Origin of the sequence: Nocardiopsis eucommiae (genome assembly GCF_965344335.1) — a bacterium.
GTDB classification, from domain to species: Bacteria; Actinomycetota; Actinomycetes; order Streptosporangiales; family Streptosporangiaceae; genus Nocardiopsis; species Nocardiopsis eucommiae.
The window spans coordinates 131,977-155,419 of record NZ_CBDRIY010000007.1; the positions used below are offsets into that span (position 1 = coordinate 131,977).

Sequence of the window (23,443 nt, forward strand, 5' to 3'; positions counted from 1 at the left end):
TGGGGCGCACGGTTCCCGATTCTGGGCCGGGGTTCCAGCCTAAGTCCGGGTGAGGACAGGAACACCCTGTGCGGTGGAGCGGTGAAGGGCGAGGTACTGGGGGAGGTTCGTCTTGCTGTGTTGGAAGCATGGTTGGGGCACTGATGTGACGAACGGGGTGGGATTCGGGTTGTCATACGGTTTCAACCCACTGCTTACCCACAGGAGCGGCGGCGTGAGCACGCCGCGTCCAAGGGATGGGCGCGAGTTGAGGGGTGCTGTCCGTTCCCGGACCGGAGACCAGCGGGCGGTCTCCGGCCGTGGAGTGGGGACGCTCGGCAACGTTGAACGGGAGGAGCTGGAGATCAGGCCTTCTTGCGCCCTCGGGTGGATGGCGGACGCCAGGCCTTCATCTCCGACTCGGTGATGCCGGTGGTGTCACGCAGTTCGGCGAGGTCCGCCCTGAGGTGGTCGGCAGGGGTCTCGCCGTACTCGTCGGCTTCGGTGTGCCACTGCTGGACCCAGGGAAGCAGCTCGAGCATCCCCGCGAGAAGCGGAACCATCTTGTCGCGGGTGTCCTCGTCCTTGCCCCAGCCGAGTTCGTCGAGGCGCTCATGGGCCAGGGTTCCGAGCGCGTCCGCTTGCTCGGCGTGGTCCCACCCGGCCCAACCGAGGAGGAGGGTCGAGTCTGTGTCCGTCTCCGCACCCGGGTAGGAGACGAACCGCTCCTTGGGTACGTCGAGCTTTCCGCGGTTGGACCAGTACTCGTTTCGACGGAAGTCAGCGGACGTGTACTTGGGCGGGACGGGGATGTCGAGGCGGTGTTCCTTCTCCCCCTCCGCGAGATCGGCGTTGAGCTTGTCCTCCTCACGCTGGAGGTCCCACACCTGCTCCCAGTCGGCACGCTTGCGCAGACCGGTGTCCTTGTAGCGGAGGGCGGCGAGGTAGGGAACGTGCTCGGTTTTGACGATCTCCTCGATGACCTCACCGAAATCCTTGCTGGAGTCGTAGAGCGCAGCGACTTCAGCTACCTCGGGGAACAGGTCCCGGACACGGTTGGCCAGGGCGCGAAGTGAGAGCGGGTGGGCCCGCTCGTCCCCGTAGTCATCGGTGTTGAACCAGAGACGCCGGTCTTCGCACTTGTCCAGAAGCCAGGACTTGAGTGCCGCCTTCTGTTTCTTCTCCCAGGGCTCGGACTGCCAACGCCGCTTGTACTCGGGACGTTCGAGGAGGTTGATGTTCTTGTCCGACTCGATGAGTTCGATGCGCTTAGCGACGACCTTCTTGTAGGCGTCCGGCCAGTGTTCGGGGATCTCAGTGATGGGCGTAGAGCCATGACGCTTAAACCACTCTTTAGAGCCTTCGACCGAATGCAAGGCTCGCGCCAGGACAATCTCGAAAGAACGCTCCCCCAACTTAATATCCGGAACCAACGAAGCATCAAGAAGGACGGACTCCGCGCCTTCATCAACGAGATTAAATCGACTATAAACATCCCAATCCAGCTCCTCTTGGAGCGAAATCATCCGACTACGCACCTTAGCATAATCAAGATAATTTTTCCGAAGTGACGATACCCTCGGCACGTTTTCACCGAACTCCATTTCCGAATCAAGCACAGCCAATTCAACGGAAAGCTTGTCGATTTCAGCAGCCCATACAGTCGGAAGGGTCGCAGGAATAGGGATCTCCGCTACGCGAGTACTGTTGAACTGATAGAATTTTTCCCACCCCCATCTTCCCGTAGACCTCTCTCCACCCCTATTACCCTTGTCATGACAGACCTGCTTCAACCAGAAACATATAGCAGAAGAGTTCAGAACACCCAGAAGACCAAGACACTTCTCGATCCCGCAGTCATCCGAGAAACTAATTACTGGGGACGTCCTAGTAAATACAGCACCATTTCGCCCCAACGCAAAATTGTTATGCGTCGACACTTCACCGAAGGCGATCAAGAATTCAGACAGGAATCTCCGCTCATTCATGCCCGAATACTCAAACCAAGTTAGACCAATATCTTCTTGAAATCCAGAAAGGGCCTTTCTCCCCCTGAGCAAGGACCGCGAAGGCCAAAGGACCTGTTTTTCCCCTGCGGCCAGATCCGCCCTAATCTTGCCGTCATCAACGGCATAAGGAAAAACAGAATGGACCCCTCCAGCGCAAGACCAATCCCTGACATCTTCACCCCCCACGAGTCGGCCAGTTCGTTCTGGACGAAAACCAGATCGAGTCAGTTTGTTCGCACCCACCATGTACGCATCATCCAAACGCGTAACAGCGCAGAAGCCAACTCCTTCAGTAATATCCCCGACACTCTTCGAGCTCGCAGATGAGATGATTTTCATCACCCCGGGAGCCCCTCCGCCAGAAAGACTCCAGGGATGTGAACTAAATCGATCCCACGACTGGTCAGTGCAGCTTACCCATTCGGATTCACTGCCCGGATTGTCAACCTGTCGAGTTATCGCATTCCATACAACTCCTTCGGCTGCACTTTTCGGCTGATCTGGCTCGCCTCGAACACCGAGAATCGAACGAATTCTGGATTTATGAGAATTCCTCGCATTCCGCCCCACCAGGATGACAGTCGGTGTTCCATGGCCTGGAATATAGGCACCCGAAGTGTCGATCACATGAGTGAGCCTTGCTTCATTCCTGAAGAAATCTTCAACCAGCCTTTTCCCGAACTCCCGCTTCATGAAAGAATTGGCGGTAATCTGGCCCACGAATCCAGAATTGTGAATCCCTCCAGATCCACGCTTCGCGAGGTTGAAAAACCTCTGCGCAAAAGGAACAGAGAGCGCATAAGCCCCAGAGCAAGCCGAGTACCGCTTTCGATACTCCACCCTCTCGTGGCTATCTTTTACTGCGATATACGGAGGATTACCCACGACCAGGTGGTAGCTGTGTGCGCCTAGCAAGTCATGCTCGTTTGAGAATTGGTGATAATCCTCAGTCGAATATCGGTGAGATTCCCCTACCGTGAACAGCTCGTCCCTGGCCCCCGGAACATCACGCCCATGAATCAGAGAGTCTCCGATTCCGACAATAATCGGCCACTCTGGAGCCCCCATTCCCAGAACGTCAATTCCTCCCTCCTTCATCGCAGCGATGAGGAGGCGGAAGCGTGCGATGGCCACGGCGTACGGGTTCTTATCCACTCCATGGACGCTGCGCAGGCTGCGACTGATCAGATCCCAGTCCGAAGTACCCGGCTCAGCCTCGCGCCACTTGTTAAGCAGTCGACGGAACGCGCCTAGCAAGAAGTGACCCGACCCGCAGGTCGGGTCGATCAGGCGGAAACCATCGCTCTCCTGATGCTGGTAGATCCGGTTACCGTCGAGGCCAAACTCCTCGATCGCTGGTTCCAGGGTGTAGTCGAGGATGAACTCCTCGACGAACTCCGGGGTCTGGAGCAGCGCGTACTTCTTCCGAGTCGCCTCAGATAGATCCTGGTAGAGGTCCCCCAGGAAACGGGTGTTCCACTCGGAGTCTGTGAAGTCATGGACCAAGTGGCCGTCTTCGCCCACGGCACGCCAGAAGTCGATGATCTGCTTGGCGGCCGAGTGGGACGGGGTAATGGTCCACATGGGGTTGTGCCGCTTGTCGAAGAGTCCCGCCATGACCGAGGAGACGCTCATCTGTTCGAAGGCATGCTCCAGCCAGTCACGGTCAGTTCGCTCGGGAGCATCGGGGTTCTCGCTCCGTCCTTGGAGAACCCATGCCTCCTTCAGCTCCTGGGCGACGCCGTACCGGTCACGCTCATCCTTCGGACCTGCGATGAACGGTTGCTCAAGAAGTCCGTTGTCCTCGCAAAAGCGCAAGAAGACCGTGGACAGCACCCACGCCACTGCGGCCTGGGTGATCTGACCCTCGCGCCACTCCGCCTCGGTGACAGCCGTACGCTCGGCGTCCCGCGCACGCTGGTACTCGCGCTTGAGGGAGGCATCGAAGGTCTCAGGCTCTCCCGTGGAGTCGGTTCCCTTGATTGCTGTCGGGTCCTGACCGCGTTCGCGTAGGTCGTCCTCCAACAACTTCACCTGCTCTTGCAGGTCCTTCAACAGCGCCGCCTGATCGACCACGGGGGGCTCCAACCACAACGAGAGGGACGGGGTACCTCTCCATTGTCACGCGTGGAGCACCTTGGTCACACCGGCATCCTCGATCGTGATCACCACTGTGTGACGGTGGTGGACATCTAGGCATGGAGGTCCACCACCGTCTTCGATCGGCAGGGTTACCAGAGTTCGACGAGGTGCGGCAGGAGCCGGGTGAGAGTGGGGGCGTCGGGGACCTCGGTGAGGCCGGTGGGGTTGGCGATCCAGTAGGAGCCGGTGCGCTCTCCGTACCAGATGATCAGGTGCGGGTTGCGGGCCTGGAGTGAGGCGGCGAGGTCGTGTTCGGTGCGGTACTCGGCCAGGTGTCCGCCCAGGCGGGGCAGGTGCTCGGCGCGGCGGTCGCGGCAGGAGCGGTGGGCGCAGGAGGCGCAGGCCGGTCCGGTCATGGAGGTGTGGCGCAGGAGAGTGCCGGGAGTGTAGGGCTGTCGGGGTGCGGGGATAGGATGCGTCACTGATCCTGCTTTCTGACTTCGCTAGGTCTGGAATTCGGGGTTGTGTGGGGGCCCGGGAAGCGTTGGCGCGCTTTCCTGGGCCCTTTTTCGCGTGTGCGTTGGGGCTCTAGTGGGTCAGGTGGGGCCAGGCGCTGCCGTGGAGGTCGTAGGCGAGGAAGCCCCAGACTTCGCGGTGGCTGGGTCGGCCGTTGTCGCCCCAGTCGGTGGCCAGTGCGTCGATCATGGCCAGTCCGCGTCCGGAGTCGCTGGTGGGGTCCAGTCCGCCGGGGTCGGTGGTGAGGTGGTGGCGTTCCCTGTAGTCGATCCTGCGGTCGGTGGCCACTCCGTCGTCGCGGCAGATGACGCGTAGTCCGTCGCGGTGGCGTTCGCACAGGAGCCGGTAGGAGCGTCCGGGCAGGCCGGAGCGGGAGTGTTTGAGGGCGTTGCTGGCGAGTTCGGAGCCGATGAGGGTGAAGAGGTAGCGGTAGTCGGGGCTCTGTTCGGCGGCGCAGGTGTTCAGGAAGGCGCGGACCAGTGGGAGGAAGAGCGGGGAGGCGCCGAAGTCATAGCGGCGGGTCCGGTAGTAGGGGCGGTCCGGGCGGCCGTTGAAGTAGTGCCGGTAGGAGTGGGGCACCAGCTCGTGGAGGGCGATAGTCACCTGTGCCATCGGGGGTACGGGGGCGAGCAAGGGCATGACGAACGGACTCCTGACACAGAGGGAAGCTGCATGTGGGTCGAGGGAGTGCCCGCAAGGCCGATGACCTTCACGTTTTCCCTGCGGAGGGAAAGGGGCACGACGTAGCCTGAGTGCCAGAGATCCTGTGGACTGTCTGTGAGGTCTCAGTCACTGGCTACAACATCATCATGTTCTGGAGATTCTCTGGAGTCAAGCTCTCTGGAGAATCTCCGGAAAATTTTGATAGATTGCCTTCATGAAGCCCTCCTTCAGCCCAACCATCAGGCGTCGCCGCCTTGCCCGCATCCTGCGTGACCTTCGTGCGGAATCCGGTGAGACTCTCGACATCGCTGCCAGGAAGTCAGGTGTTCCGCGAGCAACCCTGGGCAAAATGGAGACGGCCTCGCTCAAACGCATTCGACCTGCCCACATCGACTCTCTCGCGGAGATCTACCAGGTAGACAAGAGCGCCTGGGAGGGTATGCACCAGCTCGCCAAGGATGCGGCTGAGCCGGGCTGGTGGTCCAAGTACAAGGACGTCTTCAGCCCAGCGGGACTGCCGTCCTTCGAGGTGGAGGCCTCGTTCATTCGCGTCTACGAGGCGCAGGTCATCCCGGGGCTGTTGCAGACCCCCGGGTATACGAGAGGTGTGTTCCTGGGTGCCAACGCCTACTCAGAGGAGCGCATCCAACGCCACATCCAGGCGCGCATGGAGCGTCAGGAGATCCTGAACCGCCTTCACCCTCCGGAGTATGCAGCTGTCATCGATGAGGGTGCTCTACGAAGGCACTCTGGTGATGCCTCGAACATGCGGGAACAGTTGCACCACCTCGTGGAGATGGCGACACGATCCAACATCGCGATCCAGGTGCTCCCGTTCTCCGCAGGCCTGCACGCTGCCAACCTGGGCAGCTTCCAGATCATGGAGTTCCCGGAGTCCAACGACCCCACCATCGGGTACTCCGAAACACCCACGTCCACCCTGTATGTGGAGGATCTGGAAGAGATCCGCCGATACGATGCCATGTGGCGTGAAGCAAGCAGCGCTGCTCTTACAGTGGCCGAAACCATAGACTTCGTGCATGACGTTGCTGAGTCGATGAGGGATTGATCGTGACTGACCTCGTATTTCATAAGAGCAGCTACAGCGGAGCTGGTGAGAACTGCGTCGAGGTCGCGGACCTACCCAGGGGCGCAGCTCTCAGGGATTCAGAGAACCCCGCCAAGGGACACATCCCCTTCCCCGGTGCCGAGTGGTCCGCCTTCCTGACATCGGCCCGCACCTCCCAGAGCTGACCTCAGGGTCACGTGGTGGTCGAGGGACACAGTCCAGTCGGCCACCACGCTGTTTCTCGCAGCCACGGTCCCCCTGAGCGCCGACGATAGCGCGACTCCACCTCCCGTCGACGATCAGTCAGCTCGACGCCGAGCTCTCGCGCTGATCTCCCGCGAGCGGCAATACGAACACCCAGGGGAACCACCAGTCATCTCTGCTGGGATCCGGGGCATCCCTGGCACCGCTCGCGAGGCAGGCACAGTGGTCAGGTTCCCGAGGTCTTCCCGCTAGGAGACGGTGGCGTAGACGAGCCGGTACGACGAGCAGCGTGCGTACCTGGAGGGCGATCGGTTCACTGGCCGCGCCCCACCGCGAGATGCCGCGCGGAGATCGCCACCCTCCGCCACACCGGCGAAAAGCTGGTGCACCACTCCCCCCGCGACGTCGAGGGGACCACGCTCCAACGCGACTGACCGAAGATCCTCCGAATCCCAGGGGGAAGCGCTAAGCGCGATCCAGCACCGGACGCACGCACGGGCGATTGACCCCCGCTGCGCCCAGTGCTTTCAGCCCATATTTGACCGATCGCGCAAACTCCCCACATCGGGATTCTTGTCGCTTACTCCGGCCCTGACAGCATCGCAACCGATCAGTCTCCTGAACTGCGGACAGAAAGACTTCAGACCCACGCTGGTGACCACTCCGCAGAAGCACTCAAGGACCTACGGAGACTTTCAGGGATCTCCCACCTCGTCCGGCCCAGGCCACCCAAGGGAACCGGACATCAACCGTTCACGCTCCAGTCCCGCATCTCGCCATGAGCTGCTGGTTCCCCGGAGTCGACCGGCTGTCTGGCGAGAGCCGAAGGCCCTGCCACCACGGCGAAACCAATCATGGATCTCCCTCACCAAATCCACTCTCGGCCCACGACCGAGGCATGTTATTTTGCTTGCAGCGCGCTCACCCCCATGCCGGAGCGCGCGAGAGGGGAACCCATGGCAGACCCTTGGGAAGCGGACTCTTCAGCGGAAATGAAGCGCAGGCTCGGAGCCTCACCGGCCGAACTCGGCAATTCCAACAACATCGACAAATGCCCGGACATCTGGGAGCTCGACAACGGGGACATCGCGGTCATAGGTCGTGATCTCACTGATTCCTACGCTCCACGCCTCCCTGATGGTGTGGCTATCGCAGAAGACGAACGGCTGGTCATCATCCCCCGTTCCACACTCGTCTCAGCGAAATCGGACATCGCAGATGCTTGACTCCGTCAGCTCCTTCCCCGGCGACCACCTGAGTCTCTCCGAGTACGGCGATGACTTCGGAGACCGCTTCCGATCGCTCAGCAACGCCGACGTCTGGAAACTCGAACGGCAGCAGGAGTTCCACGAGCCGGAGAGCGAGAGCTGGATGGCCTTCCTCCAGGGCCGCCGGGAGGAGTCCCTTCAGCTGATGGAGGCTGATCGTCCCGCGCTACGCCAGATGTTCGAAGGTCTGGCCCAGGCCGCGTGCCGGGTCCGGCGGGTTCGGGTCGTCGAGCAGCCCTTGTCGACCTACCTGCTGTGGGAGCTGCACTCCGCACGGATCCGAGCCCAGTGCGGCGAGGACATCCGTGTCATCACCCCGGAGGCGCTCTCCGCCTTCGAACAGGAAGGCCCCGTCCCGGAGATCGTCATTCTCGGTGAGGAGGTGACCTACCGGATCCTCTACGACGCTCACGGAGAGGCCGAGGGAGCGGTTCGCTATACCGACCACGCTCTCCTCGAACAGTGCCGGTCCGAAATCGCCGCCCTGCACGAGCGGGCCGAACCCGTGGAGGACTACTTCGTCCGCGAGGTGGCCGAAGTGGGAACGCCCCGTGCTCGATGAGCACACGCCTCTTCCGGGCGAGGAACCCGAGGAGGGTTCGACCAGCGGCCACCAGTCACGGATGTCGGGTGTCTCCGGACGAGCGATCCAGGCTCGGGACGTCCGTGGTGGAGTGCACTTCCACGGGGACGGCCAGGAGAGCTCCGGTGCCCCGGTACCGCGACAGCTCCCCGCGGACGTGCGCGGATTCGTGAACCGCACCGGTGAGCTCGAGCTACTCAGCAACCACATGCCCGGTACCGGTCAGGAGTCCGGCGGGCGAGCAGAGGCGGCGATGCACGTCATCGTCGGCACCGCCGGGGTGGGGAAGACCGCCCTGGCACTGCGCTGGGCACACCGGGTCCGCGGCCGCTTTCCCGACGGACAGCTCTACGTCGACCTCCAGGGGTACGGTCCAGGGCTGCCCCTGCCAGCGAACCAGGTGTTGGAGCGGTTCCTCCGGGCCTTCGGCGTCACCGCAGACTCACTCCCACCCGACACCGACAGTCGGTCCGCCCTGTACCGCTCGTACCTGGCGGAGAAGCGGGTGCTGATCCTGCTGGACAACGCGGCCAACGCCGCCCAGGTGCGCCCGCTCCTGCCCGGCTCCGCCGACAGCGCGGTCGTCATCACCAGCAGGGACCGGCTGTCCGGGCTGGTCGCCAGAAACGGGGCACAGCGTCTCACCGTGCGCACCCTGGACACGGAACAGGCGGTGGAACTCCTCGAGTACGTGACCGTACAGCACCGCCCCAAGGATGACCCGAGAGAGATCGCCGAACTCGCACGCCTGTGCGGACAACTTCCGTTGGCCCTGCGCATCGCGGCCGAACGTGCGGCCAGCCGTCCGCACATGCCCCTGGCCGACCTCATCCAGGACCTGCGCGACGAGTCCGGACTGTGGGACGCGTTGGCCACCGATGACGAGGAGGAGGCGGACACCGTCCGTTCCGTCTTCGCCTGGTCCTACCGGGTCCTGCCTCCGGACGCGGCACGCCTGTTCCGGCTCCTGGGCCTGCACCCAGGAAGGGACTTCGGCACCGACGCCGCGGCCGCACTCGCCGACCTTCCGGTGCGCCGGGCCCGACGCTCGCTGGACACGCTCGTCGGTGCGCACCTGCTGGAGCAGACCGGCACGGACCGCTACCGGTTCCACGACCTGATTCGCTCCTACGCAATGGACCAGGTACGCGACGAGGAGGCTGCCAAAGACCGAACAGCAGCCCTGAAGCGACTCCTGACCTGGTATCTGCGCACGGCCTACTCCGCGGCTCTCACCGTGGACTCCAACCTGCGCCGCCCGGAGCCGGACGAGGTCCTCACTGCTCCGTCCTCGGGGCCGGTTCTCTCCGACAACTCGGACGCGCTCCGCTGGTTCGAGCTGGAGGAACCGAACCTGAGAGCCGCGGCACAGACGGCTGCCGAGCACGACTTCACCGACCTCACCTGGCGGTTCCCCCACGTGCTGGGGCATTTCCCCGTCTACGGCGAACCCTGGATCAGGATGCTCGACCACGGCTTGAGGGCCCTACGCACAGAACACCACCCTCGGGCCGAATCCGACCTCTGGGAGAACCTCGGCATAGCCCACCTCCAGGCCAACCGGTTCGAGGCAGGTATCGAGCACCACACACGTGCCCTGGAACTGAGGCGGGAACTGGGTGACGAACACGGGGTCCTCATGTCCCTGAACGCCCTCGCCCTGGCTCAGCAACGCGGCCGCAGGCTCGTCCATGCACGCGAGAACTTCGAGCGTTCCCTCGCTGCGGCCCGAGGACTCGGAAACCGCCTGTGGGAGGGGATCGCCATGGGGAACCTGGTCCGCTGCCTCCTGGAACTGGGGCGATGGGAGGAAGCGGTGGCGCTGGCCGACCACGCTCTGGCGATCCACCGGGAGACCGGGGACAGGACCAGCGAGTTCGCCTGTCTCACCGCCCTGAGCACAGCCTGGCGAGAAGCGGGTCAGGCCGATCTGGCCCTGTCTCTGACGCAGAGAACCCTGGAGATCGCCCACGATCTCGACCTCACCACGTACGAGGGTTTCGCTCACCTGGAGCTCGGCCGCGCCTACGCGATACTCAACCGGCCGGAGGAAGCGCTCGACCATTTCCACGAGGCGGCCAGCCTGCACCGATCGATGGGTGAGCACGTCCGCGAGTCCGAGTCCTTCGAGGGTGTGGGCGGGATCTACCAGTCCCTCGGCCGCCTGGACGAGGCGGCCCGCTTCTACCGCCAGGCCGCCAACGGCTACCGCCGCGACGGCGCCCGCTGGAACCTGGCGGTCTGCCTGGACCGCCTGGCCACGGTCATGGCCGACGATGGCGCCCCTGAACCCGCCCAGGCGCACTGGCACGAGGCCGTGGAAGCTCTCCAGGACTTCGCCGACCCCAGGGCCGAGCGCCTCCGCGAAGAAATCATCACCCGTATCAGCAGTGCGACCGATGGCTGACCAAGCGCTGAGGCGCCGGACCTTGCCGAGCACTGCGCAAGGATGGTTCGTCGGGGAACCTAGAAACTCCTGGAGTCCGGGAAGCGGCTAGGCACTCAAGGACCTATTCGCGTTCCTTCATCAGGCGGATCCTCAGCACTCCGCAGCATGTGAACAGCCTGCAACTTGCAGGTCTTCAATGAACAGCGTTTCGGCCGCGGGGAAGGTTCGCAACGACGCAAAACGCCGCCACCCCGTGGAGAGGGGTGACGGCGTGTGTCACGGGCTACCCGACCAGCGACCCCTCCGGGGCGGTGAAGCCTCTTGGCAGCAGAACCTGCTCGGAGTCAGCGATGATGCCGGCGGGCTGGCCGTCCAGCGTGGCCGGGGTCTGCGGACCCCGCATGGGGCACAGCAGCCACAGGCCGTACGGGGCACGGTCGGCCTCGCGAGCCTCCTGGATCAGGCGGCCCAGGAGGGACCGGCCCGCCTCGTACCGGGCCAGGGGTGTCGCCCGGTACAGCACCACCACACCACTACCGGCGGGTGATTCCGCACTGGCAGTGCGCACCCTCTCTCCCAGGCGCTGGAACACCTCCTGGAGCAGGGTCTCGAAGGGCCTGGGCCGGGGCTCACTGTTGTCGGCCTTGGCCAAGTGCTCCCAGGTCAGTCCCCTGCCCTTGGCCTCCATGACCTCGTCGACCACGCGGACGAACTCGGTCGAGACGTCGAGGGGAACGGTGCCCGGCATACGCGTGAGCATCCGAGCTGAGCGCTCGGTGTCGGGCAGCCAGGTCTTGAGCGCCCGGTAGCCGCCCCGCTGGACCGCCTGCTCCAGTCGCTGCCAGGCCTGCAGGGACGCGGTACCCACCTGGTCCAGCTCGTGGTGGTGTCCGGTGTGGGTCGAGGGCTGGTAGGTGGTGAACTCCGGCTCCAGATACCAGCAGACGGTGTCGCCGACCCGCTCTTCACGGAGTTTGGGGTGGCGGTGCTTGAGCAGCGCGTGCAGCTGCTTTCGGCTCGGCGCGGGCAGTGCGGGGAAGCGCGAACGCACCCGGTCGCTGATCTGCTCCGGGGTGATCCCGGGTTTGCCCAGATAGCCGATGGCCTGGGTGATGCGCAGGGCCCGCTCGAGGTCGAGGTCGACCGGGTACAGCTCCAGTCGCGGGGTCGCCGCCGCGCGTTCCGACGCTGCCGCGGCGATCTGCACCAACGCGGTGTCGGGGAGAGGCTTCATGCCCTCCGGCGACTCCGTTCCGCGCAGGGCCTCCCGCACCGTACCGGGACCAGGTAGGGCGTCGGAGCCGCCGAGAGCCACGAGTTCGTCAGCGCGCTCACCGAGGGATTCGGCGTAGTCGAACAGGTCACCCTCGACTGGGACCAGGGGGTCGTTGTCGATGACCCGAGCAACGATCACCCGGCGCGGGTAGCGCCGCGCCACGAAGCGCTGTTCGGTCCGCTGTTCCTCGCACTCCACCACTGCCCGCACCGCGGCGAGCGCGTACACCGAGCGCTCCTCCGTCTCCAGGGTGGAACCACGCATGGACAGCAGTTCGGAGGCGATCTGGCGCACTTCGCGGAGCCGGTTGTTGCGGTCCAGGATGTCCGTGACGTCGTCGCGGACCGAACCCATCAGAGAGGCGTTCTTCGCCCAGTGTGCGAAGGCCTCCTGCAGCGCCTCCTCGACCCGTTCCTGGGGCAGGGAGAGCCGGTCGGCGATCTCGCGCCGGGTGGGCCACCAGTCCAGGAGACCCTTCTTGCCCTCGGGCGTGCCCAGCAGCTCACGTACCACCCGGACCCACCAGCGGTTGGCCTCGGTCGTGTTGGGCAGCAGCTGACGAATCACCTGGTCGAGCAGGGCGTTGCGCTTGGTCTCTTCATCGGCGCCGCTGGGCAGTTTGGCCTTGGCCGGGACGGCGTACTCGGCCACGTCCAGACTCTTGCGCCAGTAGGCCGTGGCACTGCTGAGTTCGTTGCGGATCCCTCGCGTGCTGCCCCGCATGTGTGTGATGTCCCGGACCGGGGTGCGCAGGAGCTGACCGACGGTCTCGCAGCGCAGAATCCGCTGGGCGGTGTCCACCGCGAGGGGGGTAAGGCCCGCGAGGTGGAGAGGGGTCTCCACCGTGGCGCTCTCCATGTTGCGCCGACGGGTCTCCTCCGTGTCCTGCGCCGCTTCAGCGGGGGGCGCGGCATGGAAGGAGGCCTGCCACGCCGTGCGCATGTCCGCGAGGGAGGCGAAGCGCTTGGCGAGGTCCCGGTGCAGGGCACGGTGGAAGAAGTCCACCAGAGCGGCACGGCTCTGCTTGGGGAAGGCCTCCTCCGTGAGACGGGGGACCTCGACGTCCTCACCGAGGAACTCGGGAGAGACTCCGTCCTCGTCCCAGAGCGGCAGTTCACCGGTGGCCATCTCGTGCAGGGTCACCGCCGCCGCGTAGCGCTCGGCGAAGTCGTCGTAGGGGCGGCTCTCACCGAGGAAGGGGTCGAGGTAGCCCCGGGTTCCGGCCGAGGTGTGGGTCAGCGGAGCCTTGGACAGCGAGAAGTCGAACAGCACCAGGGCGCGCGCCTTCTTACGGGTCTGCGCCACCCCCAGGTTGGCGGGTTTGATGTCCCGGTGCAGGACGGCCCTCTCCTCCAGGTGCTCCAGCGCCTCGAACAGGTGCTGGCCGAAGGTGTGCAGCTCACCGCTGGTGAGCGCACCCTCCTCACCCAGGAAGTCGGAGAGGGTCTTCTGTCCGGCGCGCTCCAGGACCAGGACGGTGCGTTCCCCGATCTCCTCCAGGCCGGGGTCGGCCCCCTTCTCGGTGGCGGCCATGTCCACGATCCGCGGATGAGCGCCCACCTCGCGCAGGGTCTTGGCCTCACTGCGCAGAGCGGCCGCCGCGGATCCGGTGTTCAGCGCCACCTTGTAGACGATCTCGCGCCCGGCCGCCTGGTTGCGCATCAGCAGCGCCCGGGAGGTGGCCCCCTTACCCAGGATCTCGCGCACCTCCCATCCCGGGGTGACCTCGTCCCCCGTCCGGGCTTCGAGCGGGTCGGTGGTGACCTCGGGCAGGGTCAGGCGTTCCTCGACCTCGTCGAGTCCGCGCAGGAACGCCTGCACGGTGGCCAGCCGGTCGTTCGGGGAGCGCTGCGTCGACTCCCGCACCAGGGTGTCCAGCTGCGGGACGATGTCGTCGCTGACCGCCGCCGGGGTGAGGCACTCGTGCTGCTGAATGGTTTGACTGAGCTCGGCACGGTCTCTGGCAGGAGGCCGCCCGGTGAAGATCAGGTAGGTCAGGGCTCCCAGGCCGAACAGGTCCTGGGCGGCCGCCCGTCCCGCGTAGTCGGGGAACTCGGGGGCCAGGTACGCGGCCGCGGCCTTCTCCACGTGCGCGGCGAGGGCTCGACCTCCCAGGGCAGCGTCCAGGTGCTCGGTGGCTCCAGTGCTGGATGCGGCATGCGAGGTGCGGTTACCCCGTAGGCGCAGGCTCTCCCTGGAGGCCACCTGCCAGTCGGCGATGTACAGGCGGGGGTAGCTGCCGTCCATCTCCACCCACACGCTGCGGGCCGCCAGGGCCCGGTGGTAGAGCCGGTTGCGGTGGGCGTGGTTGACCGCTTCAGCGAGTTGGCGGACCATCACCATGCGGGTGTCGACGTCCAGGCCCTCGCCGTGTTCGGCCATGAAGTGGTCCAGGCGCTGCCAGGACTTGTGGTGCCGGAAGGCGATCGCCGGACCGAGGTCAGTGCCGCCCTCCTCGATGAGCCCGTAGTACTCGGCCTTGACGATGCCCTCGTGCGAGATCCCCTCCAGGGACATGTACTCGCGTTTGGCCGCGCGCTCGACGGAGCGGCGTTCGTCCTCGCTCGCGTCCTCACCGTAGTGGTAAAGGCGCACGCGGCTGAGTCCGCCGAGGCGCTCGTGCTTGGCCTTGAAGTCGGTCCAGGTGGGTCCGCTGTCGAAGGACCGCTTCTCCAGGGTGTACTCCCCCAGTTTGAGGGCGCGGTCCATGGGCGTGATGCCGATGGTCTCCATCAGGCGGGTCACGTGTTTGAGGAATCCCGGGTCGACCTTGCTGTGGGGGGTGTTGATCAGCCCGTCCGACACCCCGGGCAGGCCGGTCTGCTTCTCGAGTCCGTCGCGGCCGTAGACGTGGGCGGCCTGGACCTCGTCGAACTCACATCGCAGATCGGGGTCGGAGAGGAACACCCCCGCCTCGATGAAGGGGATCCGCACGTTGCGCAGACCGAGCTTGTTCACCGCCCACTGCAGGCGGTTCTTCAGTTCCTTGGCCTTGAGGTCGTTCAGGTGCAGGGGGTTGCTGATGGTCCGACGACGCCGGTCACGGTCGACGAAGGTCCACTCACTGCCCTGGTTGGTGGCGTGCCCGGGGTGACTCTTGATCTCGATGAGGTAGGCACCGGTGGGCGTGACTGCGAACAGGTCGCACTCGCGGATGCGCTCGTTGCGCGCGGTGAAGGTGAATCCGGCCCAGGCACGGTAGTTGCCGGTGGTCGGGAACCGTTCCCGGATGTGCTCCAGCGCGGCCTGCTCCCAGGGGAACTCCGAGGGCTTTCCCCACCACCGGTTCGACATCCGATCCGCTCCCTGTCCGGTTCTGCGACGCGCGACTGCCCGCCCAGCATAGGACTCCCGTGAGACAGCAGGGGTTGTCCTTGGGGTCTGCCCATCCACACCTCGGCCCTGGGGTGAGGGTCGACGTCAGCCGGGCCAGCAGATCCTGAGAGCGCTGGACAAAGCTGCCCTTGACCGAGCCGTAACTCAAGAAACTCACCGTCAATCCAGAACCATGGGTGGTTTCCTCCGTGGCCGCTACCGGTCATTCCTGTGCACGCTGGGGAGCAAGGGGGAAGAGTGAAAGCAGAAACCCGAAGGGGAACCCCAGCAGCTGATTCTGTGCCTACACCCACGGGTGACAATCGTGCCCATCGTCAACCCAAGGCCACCTCGACCGACTTAGAAATCTTCGCGGCGGGACCTGATTCCTGCGAAGTTCACTGATCACGCTTTCGTTGTCGTAGATCACCGAGCACGTAATCAAATACGGAGCCAGATGACGGACCCCCCCCACAACGCCTCATGTGAGAACGCCGAGCAGGCAAACTGCCATTGCCACTGCCGTGGGGCAGGCCACTAGAAGAATCTGCTCATACGAGCGGCACGATGCTCGGATTCTGCTGAATACGAGTCACTACGTGAAAGCCTCCAGGAAGTCTTCGGAGGATTCCACAAGGATGCGCGCGATGTAGGCACTCGGACTCGTCCAGCCCGCAACGTCCCCACTCAGAGCGAGATCTCCACACTTGCCCTCAACAAGAGAAAGGGTGCCACCTGGTTGGAGACCCTCCTGGTCGATGAGGCTCTGCACGCTACGTTCGTCAAGCTAGCGGAAGCCAGCCTCCGAAGTAGCGCGCAAACGAGAGAAGCCCAGGAGAAGTTCGTTAGCAAGGTGACAAGCGATGCCATCTCCATCGTTGGCTCAGAAGTCACATTGAAAAGCGTCACAGAGGCACACGTCTGGTGCAGCATCGTGTCAGAGTTCCTGTCTCGGTCCAGCGAGGACAGCCCCTCGTCGCCAACCCCCACAACCTTCTCGAGCATCTGCTACCCACGAAAGAGCAGAGGCGGGAGGCCCAGCTCTCTCAAGGGCGTCCGAGGGTTGGGCCTTCAGCACGTCGCGGACTCGTTCAGGACGACCCGGCACATTCCGGAAGCTACAAAGATCGATTACCTGCGTCTCGTCGGAGCCGCCACCTGCCCTGACCTGTGGCACCATGCATCCGCCGTACGGTACTGCCTCTCCCCTTTCGTCCAGGACGAATCGTGGCCTCCGCGCGCCACCACCAGGCTGGCGGTACCACCACATTTCAGCGAACTCGAATCCAGGTGGAAGAAGAAGGGACACTGGTAGACCCACCTGACCACTGCAAAAAGCACCTGATCGAGTACGTCACCGTTAGCTGAGTAACCGCTACCATCTCGACACTGCGGAGAGCCCCGACCCAGGGACCGGTTCTGATGGTGCCTCTGGGCTCCAGGCGCACCCTGGCTATCTGGTGTCGCCCGGTACGAGCGAGGAGAAGAACGTCTGGGTCTCTGCATCGGTGGAGTAGACACGGCACGATCTCATCCCACGGGTCATCAGTACTCGGTAGGCGTTGCTGGCCAGTTCGAGGTATTCATCAGGACCGATCCCTCTCATGGCTCTGTCATGACTGTGCTCGGGGTGTGCCTCCCAACGGTCCCCGCGTCGAACCAGGTCCGGGCCGAAGATGACCCCTGCGTGGGCATACTCCAGACCCTGTGCCGTGTAGACACAACCGACCTGGCGCTCTCCGCCGGGCCGCGTGGCCCACAACCAGCGTGGAGGACCGATGAGCCCGCCCTTGGTGTGCACCGTGTTGTTCGTGTGCAGGTTCCACGGTCGCTGCCATCGCTGCGGAGCACCGTGGGGTTCGCCCCGCCACTCGATTCGCACCCCGGGCAGCTCCTCCCCCGGTTTGGCCTCCTCATAACCCCAACAGAACCCGGCGCTGATCCGGGCACTGTGCTCCTGTTCGAGGCACATCTCGAGCCAGCGGTCCATCTCATGCGGATGGGGACTGACGGCCAGGTCATAGTCGGATCCGCTCCAGGGCCTGGGCTGGTCGTAGATGAGGTCGTCGACCCAGGCGTTGAATTCGCGGGAACCGTTACATCGGAAGCTACCCTCCAGGCTGTAACTCACCACGTTGAAAGGTGATGACGCTTCTGCGGCGATCTCGCGAATCTCGCTCTCGGTCACGCCCTCATTGGGCCGAACTCGCTGACGTTCATCGAGGAAGACCACGACCACCGGCACCTTGGACAGGTTTCCCAGGACGTAGGAACGGAAGCCGCCCTGATAACGGCGGAAGCGGTGGATCTCGTCGATGATCAACACCCCGCAGCCTGAAACCCGGTTTTCCGGCAGCTGGAAGAGAGGGTCCGAACCATCGACTCCGATGGTGTCCCTCAGGTTGCTGGTCAGGGATCCGGAAGGAGTTCCATAACGGGCGCCGACCTGGGGATTGTCAATGTACTCAGCGAGGAGCCGCATGGCGAGCACCGTCTTGCCGCTCCCCGGGCCGCCCCGCACTACGATGACGGAGCGGTGCCCACCGTCCAAGGTGTCCTGAACCACGGATCGGATGTACGTACCTCAGGGGAATGGGGGAGGATTCCTGCATCAGCTCTCGTTCACGTTGGCGATGTTCTCGCGGTGCCAGGCGAAGTAGGGCGCGCTCTTCTTCGAGAACGCGGAGCAGTCGTCGCCGACGCGCAGGGCCGCCACGGTGAGACCTTCGCCCTTGACCTGATCTGACGCATGAATAAAGCCGTCGACGTCCACATACACGAAACCATGTTCGAAAAGGGAGTCGCAACCCATGACACAGGCGTTCATGACGTTGTTCAGGTCACCGCGCTCGTAGGGTGAACTCTCGCTGCGACGCTTGATGTGCGCGGTGTGCACCAGCCGCCTGGGCAGGACCAGCTGGCACAGATCGCAGGCCACCTCGGTCTTGTCACCCAACTTCTTGGCGCGAAGTTTCTTCTGCTCAGCACGGACAAAGATGTAGGCGGGACGGTCCAGCACCGGGGGCAGATCGAGGTTCGTCTGGTCAGCGGGGTCCTCGGGGTCGAGGAGATCACCCTTGTGGGCCTTGATCGCCTCGTCCAGGAGCTGCTCCACAACCGACTGGTAGGTCTCCGGGTGCTTGGGGCCGCCTTGGCCGCTCGCGGACTTGCGAAGCGCCTCGATGGCCTCGGCACCGATGTCCTCGCGAGTGACGTCGTACCGGGTCTCCACGACTTCCAGCGGCACTCGGTAGGGATAGGTCTCGTCATCCCAGACGGGCGCCTCGTCATAATAGGAAGCGCCGGTCAGTCGGGTGACCACGAGCTCGGAGACCGTTCGTGTCTGCGCTTCAGGACCGGGCATCCTCCCCAGCCCGAGATGCCCGAGGTAGAGGAGGTCCCCCTTCTTGAGGGAAGAGATCACCTCGTGGTGCCCCTTCTGTTCCGCGGTCTCCGGTTTCCAACCCCAGACCGATGCGTCAATACCGCGACGCAGATTCTTCGCGCCGTCCTTGCCGACGTAGACGTAGGCCTCGGCGACGTTCTTGTCTCCCGCTTCCTGCTCCACAGCCCTCCTCTTCGCGCTCCCCACCTTCGTGGGTGGCTGCGTGGTCGTATCCTCCGGCCGGCGGCAGCCGACTCTCAGGAATTCCTATGCTACGGAAATCCAACGACATTCGGAGTGCTCCGTTGAATCGCCTGTTCACAGCCATCCCGGAGTGTGAATTGGCGGCCTACCTCCGATACGCCGTACCCCTGCGAGTTGACGATCCTCTTCTGGAAAACACCGCACTGTCCCGCACGATCGCCCTCTGCTCGAGGTCCGCGCATTCATCCGAGTCGGTCCGGCCGTGTCCGGCAGGCACGTGGACGCGATCCTGGTAGAACGACGCCCTGACCGCAAGGCCCGGCCGTATCGCGGTCGGGCCGAAGCGACGAGCCATTGCCGCCGAGCCGGTCGAAGTCGACCGCGTGCCGCCGACCGGACCGCGTCCGAGCATTCGAGCCGGACGCTGGCACGGGCACGCAGGTCGTGGAAGGCGCAGCACGGTCCTCGGCCCGCTGGAGCAGCCGCGCACCGGAGAGTCTCTCCCCACCGGGCAGTCGGGTCCGGCCGTGAGCGGTGCTGGGGGGTGCGCGGGCACGTACGTGCGACGCCCTCGCACAGGTCGCGTACACCGCCGGGAGGCGGCAGGCGGAGAACACAGCTCCCCCGTCCCCGTGCCCGGTGAGGGGTGAGAACGGTGCGAAATCGCTCCAATTACCACAAATCCCAACGTAGATTCAACCCCCAAACCCCCCACAGCTTCACGTGGTTTACCCCACTGTTCACCATTTCCCCTGCCGCCGCTTCGGCACGAGGATGACCGACGTGATCGACCGCCCGACCAGCGGTAACGACCCCACCGACGCGGAACGTCCCCCAGCCACCGGACGACCGCGCCCAGCCCTTGGAGACGCCCTCGTCTCCCGGTGAGAATTCGGCACTGGTTGCCCCAACCCCCCGAGGAGTCCCATGGCACTGGGAATCATAGGCATCGTCACGTCCCTGCTCCTGCTCATCACCCTCGCCTACCGCGGCGTCCCCGTCATCCTGGCCGCGCCCCTCGCCTCGGCGGTCGCGGTGGTCTTCTCCGGGGCCCCGATCCTGGCCTCCTACACCGAGATCTTCATGCCGGCGATGGCCGGCTTCGTCGGCAGCTGGTTCCCGGTGTTCCTGTTCGGTGCGATCTTCGGCGTCCTGATGACCGTCACCGGCTACGCGGAGAGCATCGCCCGCACCGTGACGAAGCTGGTGGGTTCGCGGAGCGCGATCGCGGCGACGATCGTCACCTCGGCCCTCATGACCTACGGGGGCGTCAGCCTCTTCGTCGTTGCTTTCGTGATGTACCCGCTGGCCCGCGAGCTCTTCCGGGTCGCCGACATCCCGCGACGCCTCATTCCCGCGACCATCGCGCTCGGAATCTTCACCTTCACGATGACCGCCCTGCCCGGCAGCCCGCAGCTGCAGAACATCATTCCGGGACAGTTCTTCGGCACCGGTTCGTTCGCCGGTGCCGGGACCGGGCTGCTGGGTGGTGCCCTCATCTTCGGTCTCGGTCTGCTGTGGCTCGAGTACAGGCGCACCGCGCTGATCCGCAAGGGTGAGAGCTTCGACAGTCCCGAGAGCGCGCGTGCGGTCGGCGGGGCCTCCGACGACGACGCCGGCAACCAGGTCACCACGCTCACACCGGCGAACCACCTCGTTCCGTTCCTGCCGCTGCTCACGGTCTTCGCCGTGAACTTCGCGTGCACCCTGATCATCTTTCCGGCACTCGACTGGTCCTACCTGGCCGACGAGAAGTTCGGCGGGATCACCATCGACCAGCGCCTCGGGCTGTGGGCCGTGCTGTTGGGCATCATCGCGGCGATCCTCGTCCTGGTCGCCCTCAACCTCCGCCAGCTCGCCACGGTGTGGACCGGATGCGTCGACGGGGCCAAGCGGTCCATGCTCCCGATCTTCAGCACCGCCTCCGAGGTGGGCTACGGCGCGGTCGTCGCCTCGGTCGCCGCCTTCGCCGTCGTCCGCGACTCCGTCTTCGGTCTCGGTGTGAGCGCTCTGTGGACCTCGGTCCTCTCCGTGTCCATCACCGCCGGTCTCACCGGCTCCTCCTCAGGCGGTATGACGATCGCGCTCAACGCCCTCGGCGACGACCTGCGGACCATGGCCGAGCAGGAGGGCGTCAGCATGGAGGCGATGCACCGCCTCACGGCCATGGCGGCGGGCGGTCTCGACACCCTGCCGCACTCCGGGGCCGTGGTCACCCTGCTCATCGTCTGCGGGCTCACCCACCGCCAGTCCTACAAGGACCTCGGTGTCGTGACCCTGGTCATCCCGGTCTTCGTGGTCATCGCACTCGTGAGCCTGGTGTCCGTCGTCGGATCGTTCTGAGCACCGAGAAGTGGAGCAAGGAGGACCCGGTCAGGCATCGTCCCTGTCGGGTTCTCCATGTCGGTCAGCTCCTGCGCTCACGCCGAGCCTGTCGCTCCACGCACCGCGGATCTCTCGGCCGAGGCATCCCCACCCGGTGCGACCGCCGCGAGCCGCCCACCGGTATTGGGATACGGCCCAGGACACACCGGATGAGCTTCGTCTGCTCAGTGTCGAGGTGAGCGATACGGGAGTGGTCCGTCTCTGGGCCACCAGGGGCCCGCGCAGCACCCGGGCGGAGGCCCCACAGGAGGTTCTCTTCGATTGGTGGCGGGTTGGGTACCGAAAGTTGCCGGATCGTCACCACGTGGGTGCACTGTAAGAGAATGAAGCGCTGCGATTTCTGTGAGCTCCCCATCGGGGAGGGTTGCGCCTGTGCGCTGCCACGGGACTACATCGGAAGCTGTGGTACCGGGACGCCGTTCTCGACCGTGAAGCCGTACCCGACCGGCGACGCCATCATCATCTCCCTTCGGGGTGTGGCCCACCGGCTGGGTTGCTCCCACCAGTCCGGCTCGGATGTCAGGGCCCCGCTGTGGGGCTGGATCAACTACCCGGACCCGGGGCTGTGGCAGCGGATCAGTGAGAGTTCGCCGCTCCGCGCCACCGGGGGCAACACCAAGCGCGCGGCCACCCGGCGGTGCCGGAGCTGCGACCACTGACGGACACCGGGACGGGTTCCGTGAAGCCGTCCCGGTACCGCGTCAGCCGCAGTTGCAGTCGCACCCCTCACAGCAGGAACAGTTGCTGCAGCAGTTGCACGCCTGGCAGCAGGTGCCGCAGGTGTCGGACACGCAGGCGCAGGCCTCGCACCAGGAGTCCCGGGGCTCGCCCGACCACGGGCCGGGGTGGGGGTCGCGGCAGCAGAACTGGCACGTGCAGCACATGAACAGCGCCGCGGCGCAGCCCGCGAGGAGGCCCCGGCCGCGCTGCGGTTCCCGGAACCCGGGGGTGTCGCAGGAGCAGGCGCCGCAGCAGCCGCCCTTGCCGGAGCGCTTCGCGCCCTCTCCGCCGTGACCGGAGTGCCCGCCGTGGCCGTGGTGATCGCCGTTCCCGCCGTCACCGGGGTAGTCGACGTGGTCGCCGTGACCGGGATGGCCGCTGTGTCCGCCGGGACCGGGGTGCGGACCGTGGCCCGGGTGGCCGCCGTGGCCCGGGTGGCCTCCGTGACCAGGGTGCGGATTGTGGCCGGGGTGGCCGCCGTGGCCCGGGTACCCACCGTGACCCGGGTGGCCGCCGTGGGCGAAGGTACGGGCGACGGCCCGCTTGAGCTCCTGGACGAGGAGGACGCGGACCAGGCGGTCGTCGGTGAACTCGGCTTCCCGGAGGGCCAGGTCCACCCCGAGGACGGCGTCGTCGCAGAGTTCCCGTGCCCGGCTGACCGGGGTGCCGGTGGCGGTGAGCGGGTTCCACGAGCCGTTGGCCAGGTCCTCCTCGCGGTCCTCGACCGCGTCCAGCAGGTGCGCCACCCGGCCGAAGAGGCGTCCCGCCTCCCGGAGCGGGGCGGCGTTCCCCGGGATCCCCGCCAGGGCGGCGGTGTGCGCGAAGGCCTCGCCGGTGGCCTCCTCGGTCGGTCGGGTGACGGTGAGGACGTCGGTGCCCTCCGTGGCGGAGAGTTCGGCCTCGCGCTGGCGGTCGACCACGGCGGCCAGGGCAGTGCCCTCGAACCCGAGTCCGCCTCCGGTCCGCTGGGCTCCGTTCCGCCATCGGGTGGCCACGCGACCCGCCACGGCACGCACGCCGGGGCGGGCGTAGGCTCCGTCACCGTCCTCGATGTGGTCGCTGATCTTGGCTGACGCGAGCATCAGGGAGACCGCCGCGGCCAGGTGGGCGCCGGAACCGTCCGCCACCTCGGCCCCGCGCATGCCGCGCAGGAGGCAGCGGCCTGCCGTGCGGGTCCCGGCCTGGTCAGGGGACTGGGCGGCGGTGAGGACCGACACGACCAGGCCGTCGTAGTTGGTGGCGACCCTGGAGGCCTGGCCGTGGTCGTCCCTCAGGGCGAGGCACAGCCCGCACATGTGGGACATCCACTCCCGAGCCAGGTCCTCGGACAGCGTGTGCCGACAGGGCCGCAGGATTCCGAACACGAACCGCCACCTCTTCTCCCGGTGCGCCGAGC

The 23,443-nt window shown here is 65.2% G+C and carries 14 protein-coding genes; 7 read left to right on the top strand and 7 right to left on the bottom strand.

Features of this window, described 5'->3' with window-relative positions:
• Nucleotides 1-344: 344 nt before the first annotated feature.
• From pglX to ACRWK8_RS06415, 3 genes are all read right to left on the bottom strand, one after another.
• Nucleotides 345-4,064, bottom strand: a complete 3,720-nt coding sequence (gene pglX, locus ACRWK8_RS06405; protein WP_431868901.1) for a BREX-2 system adenine-specific DNA-methyltransferase PglX — start codon at nt 4,062-4,064, stop codon at nt 345-347.
• 155 nt (nt 4,065-4,219) lie between these two features.
• Nucleotides 4,220-4,552 (bottom strand): hypothetical protein, encoded by a 333-nt coding sequence (locus ACRWK8_RS06410; RefSeq protein WP_431868903.1) that lies wholly within the window; start codon nt 4,550-4,552, stop codon nt 4,220-4,222.
• A gap of 106 nt (nt 4,553-4,658) precedes the next feature.
• Complete coding sequence (locus tag ACRWK8_RS06415) at nt 4,659-5,225, bottom strand: ATP-binding protein (protein WP_431868905.1); 567 nt, start codon at nt 5,223-5,225, stop codon at nt 4,659-4,661.
• A gap of 238 nt (nt 5,226-5,463) precedes the next feature.
• On the opposite strand from ACRWK8_RS06415, the gene ACRWK8_RS06420 reads away from it, so the two are divergent.
• The 5 genes from ACRWK8_RS06420 (at nt 5,464) to ACRWK8_RS06440 (ending at nt 10,780) form a co-directional block, all read left to right on the top strand.
• Nucleotides 5,464-6,318, top strand: a complete 855-nt coding sequence (locus tag ACRWK8_RS06420) for a DUF5753 domain-containing protein (protein WP_431868907.1) — start codon at nt 5,464-5,466, stop codon at nt 6,316-6,318.
• A gap of 2 nt (nt 6,319-6,320) precedes the next feature.
• Complete coding sequence (locus tag ACRWK8_RS06425; protein WP_431868909.1) at nt 6,321-6,503, top strand: DUF397 domain-containing protein; 183 nt, start codon at nt 6,321-6,323, stop codon at nt 6,501-6,503.
• A 975-nt stretch (nt 6,504-7,478) separates the two neighbouring features.
• On the top strand, nt 7,479-7,748 hold the full coding sequence (locus tag ACRWK8_RS06430) for a hypothetical protein (RefSeq protein ID WP_431868911.1): 270 nt from the start codon (nt 7,479-7,481) through the stop codon (nt 7,746-7,748).
• Nucleotides 7,741-8,352 carry a DUF6879 family protein gene (locus tag ACRWK8_RS06435; protein WP_431868913.1) on the top strand — a complete coding sequence of 204 codons (612 nt, stop codon included), beginning with the start codon at nt 7,741-7,743 and terminating at the stop codon, nt 8,350-8,352. Before ACRWK8_RS06430 ends, ACRWK8_RS06435 begins: the two co-directional genes overlap by 8 nt.
• Nucleotides 8,342-10,780: an ATP-binding protein gene (locus tag ACRWK8_RS06440; protein WP_431868915.1), complete on the top strand. Its 2,439-nt coding sequence runs from the start codon at nt 8,342-8,344 to the stop codon at nt 10,778-10,780. Before ACRWK8_RS06435 ends, ACRWK8_RS06440 begins: the two co-directional genes overlap by 11 nt.
• 265 nt (nt 10,781-11,045) lie before the next feature.
• Here the strand turns inward: ACRWK8_RS06440 and pglW are convergent, their stop codons facing one another.
• The 3 genes from pglW to ACRWK8_RS06455 all read right to left on the bottom strand — a co-directional run bounded on the left by pglW (nt 11,046) and on the right by ACRWK8_RS06455 (nt 18,921).
• Nucleotides 11,046-15,332, bottom strand: a complete 4,287-nt coding sequence (gene pglW, locus ACRWK8_RS06445) for a BREX system serine/threonine kinase PglW (protein WP_431868917.1) — start codon at nt 15,330-15,332, stop codon at nt 11,046-11,048.
• Between the two features lie 1,474 nt (nt 15,333-16,806).
• A complete protein-coding gene (locus tag ACRWK8_RS06450) occupies nt 16,807-17,919 on the bottom strand; it encodes a DNA/RNA helicase domain-containing protein (protein ID WP_431868919.1) in 1,113 nt (370 codons plus the stop codon).
• A gap of 45 nt (nt 17,920-17,964) precedes the next feature.
• Nucleotides 17,965-18,921, bottom strand: coding sequence for a hypothetical protein (locus ACRWK8_RS06455; protein ID WP_431868921.1), 957 nt, complete (start codon nt 18,919-18,921; stop codon nt 17,965-17,967).
• A gap of 948 nt (nt 18,922-19,869) precedes the next feature.
• Between ACRWK8_RS06455 and ACRWK8_RS06460 the strand changes: the two genes are divergently transcribed.
• Both ACRWK8_RS06460 and ACRWK8_RS06465 read left to right on the top strand, forming a co-directional pair.
• Nucleotides 19,870-21,285 carry a GntP family permease gene (locus tag ACRWK8_RS06460; RefSeq protein WP_431868923.1) on the top strand — a complete coding sequence of 472 codons (1,416 nt, stop codon included), beginning with the start codon at nt 19,870-19,872 and terminating at the stop codon, nt 21,283-21,285.
• 470 nt (nt 21,286-21,755) lie between these two features.
• A complete protein-coding gene (locus ACRWK8_RS06465) occupies nt 21,756-21,986 on the top strand; it encodes a hypothetical protein (RefSeq protein ID WP_431868925.1) in 231 nt (76 codons plus the stop codon).
• A 42-nt stretch (nt 21,987-22,028) separates the two neighbouring features.
• Here ACRWK8_RS06465 and ACRWK8_RS06470 read toward each other — a convergent pair whose 3' ends face one another.
• Nucleotides 22,029-23,411: a DUF5685 family protein gene (locus tag ACRWK8_RS06470; protein WP_431868927.1), complete on the bottom strand. Its 1,383-nt coding sequence runs from the start codon at nt 23,409-23,411 to the stop codon at nt 22,029-22,031.
• Between the last annotated feature and the right edge of the window lie 32 nt (nt 23,412-23,443).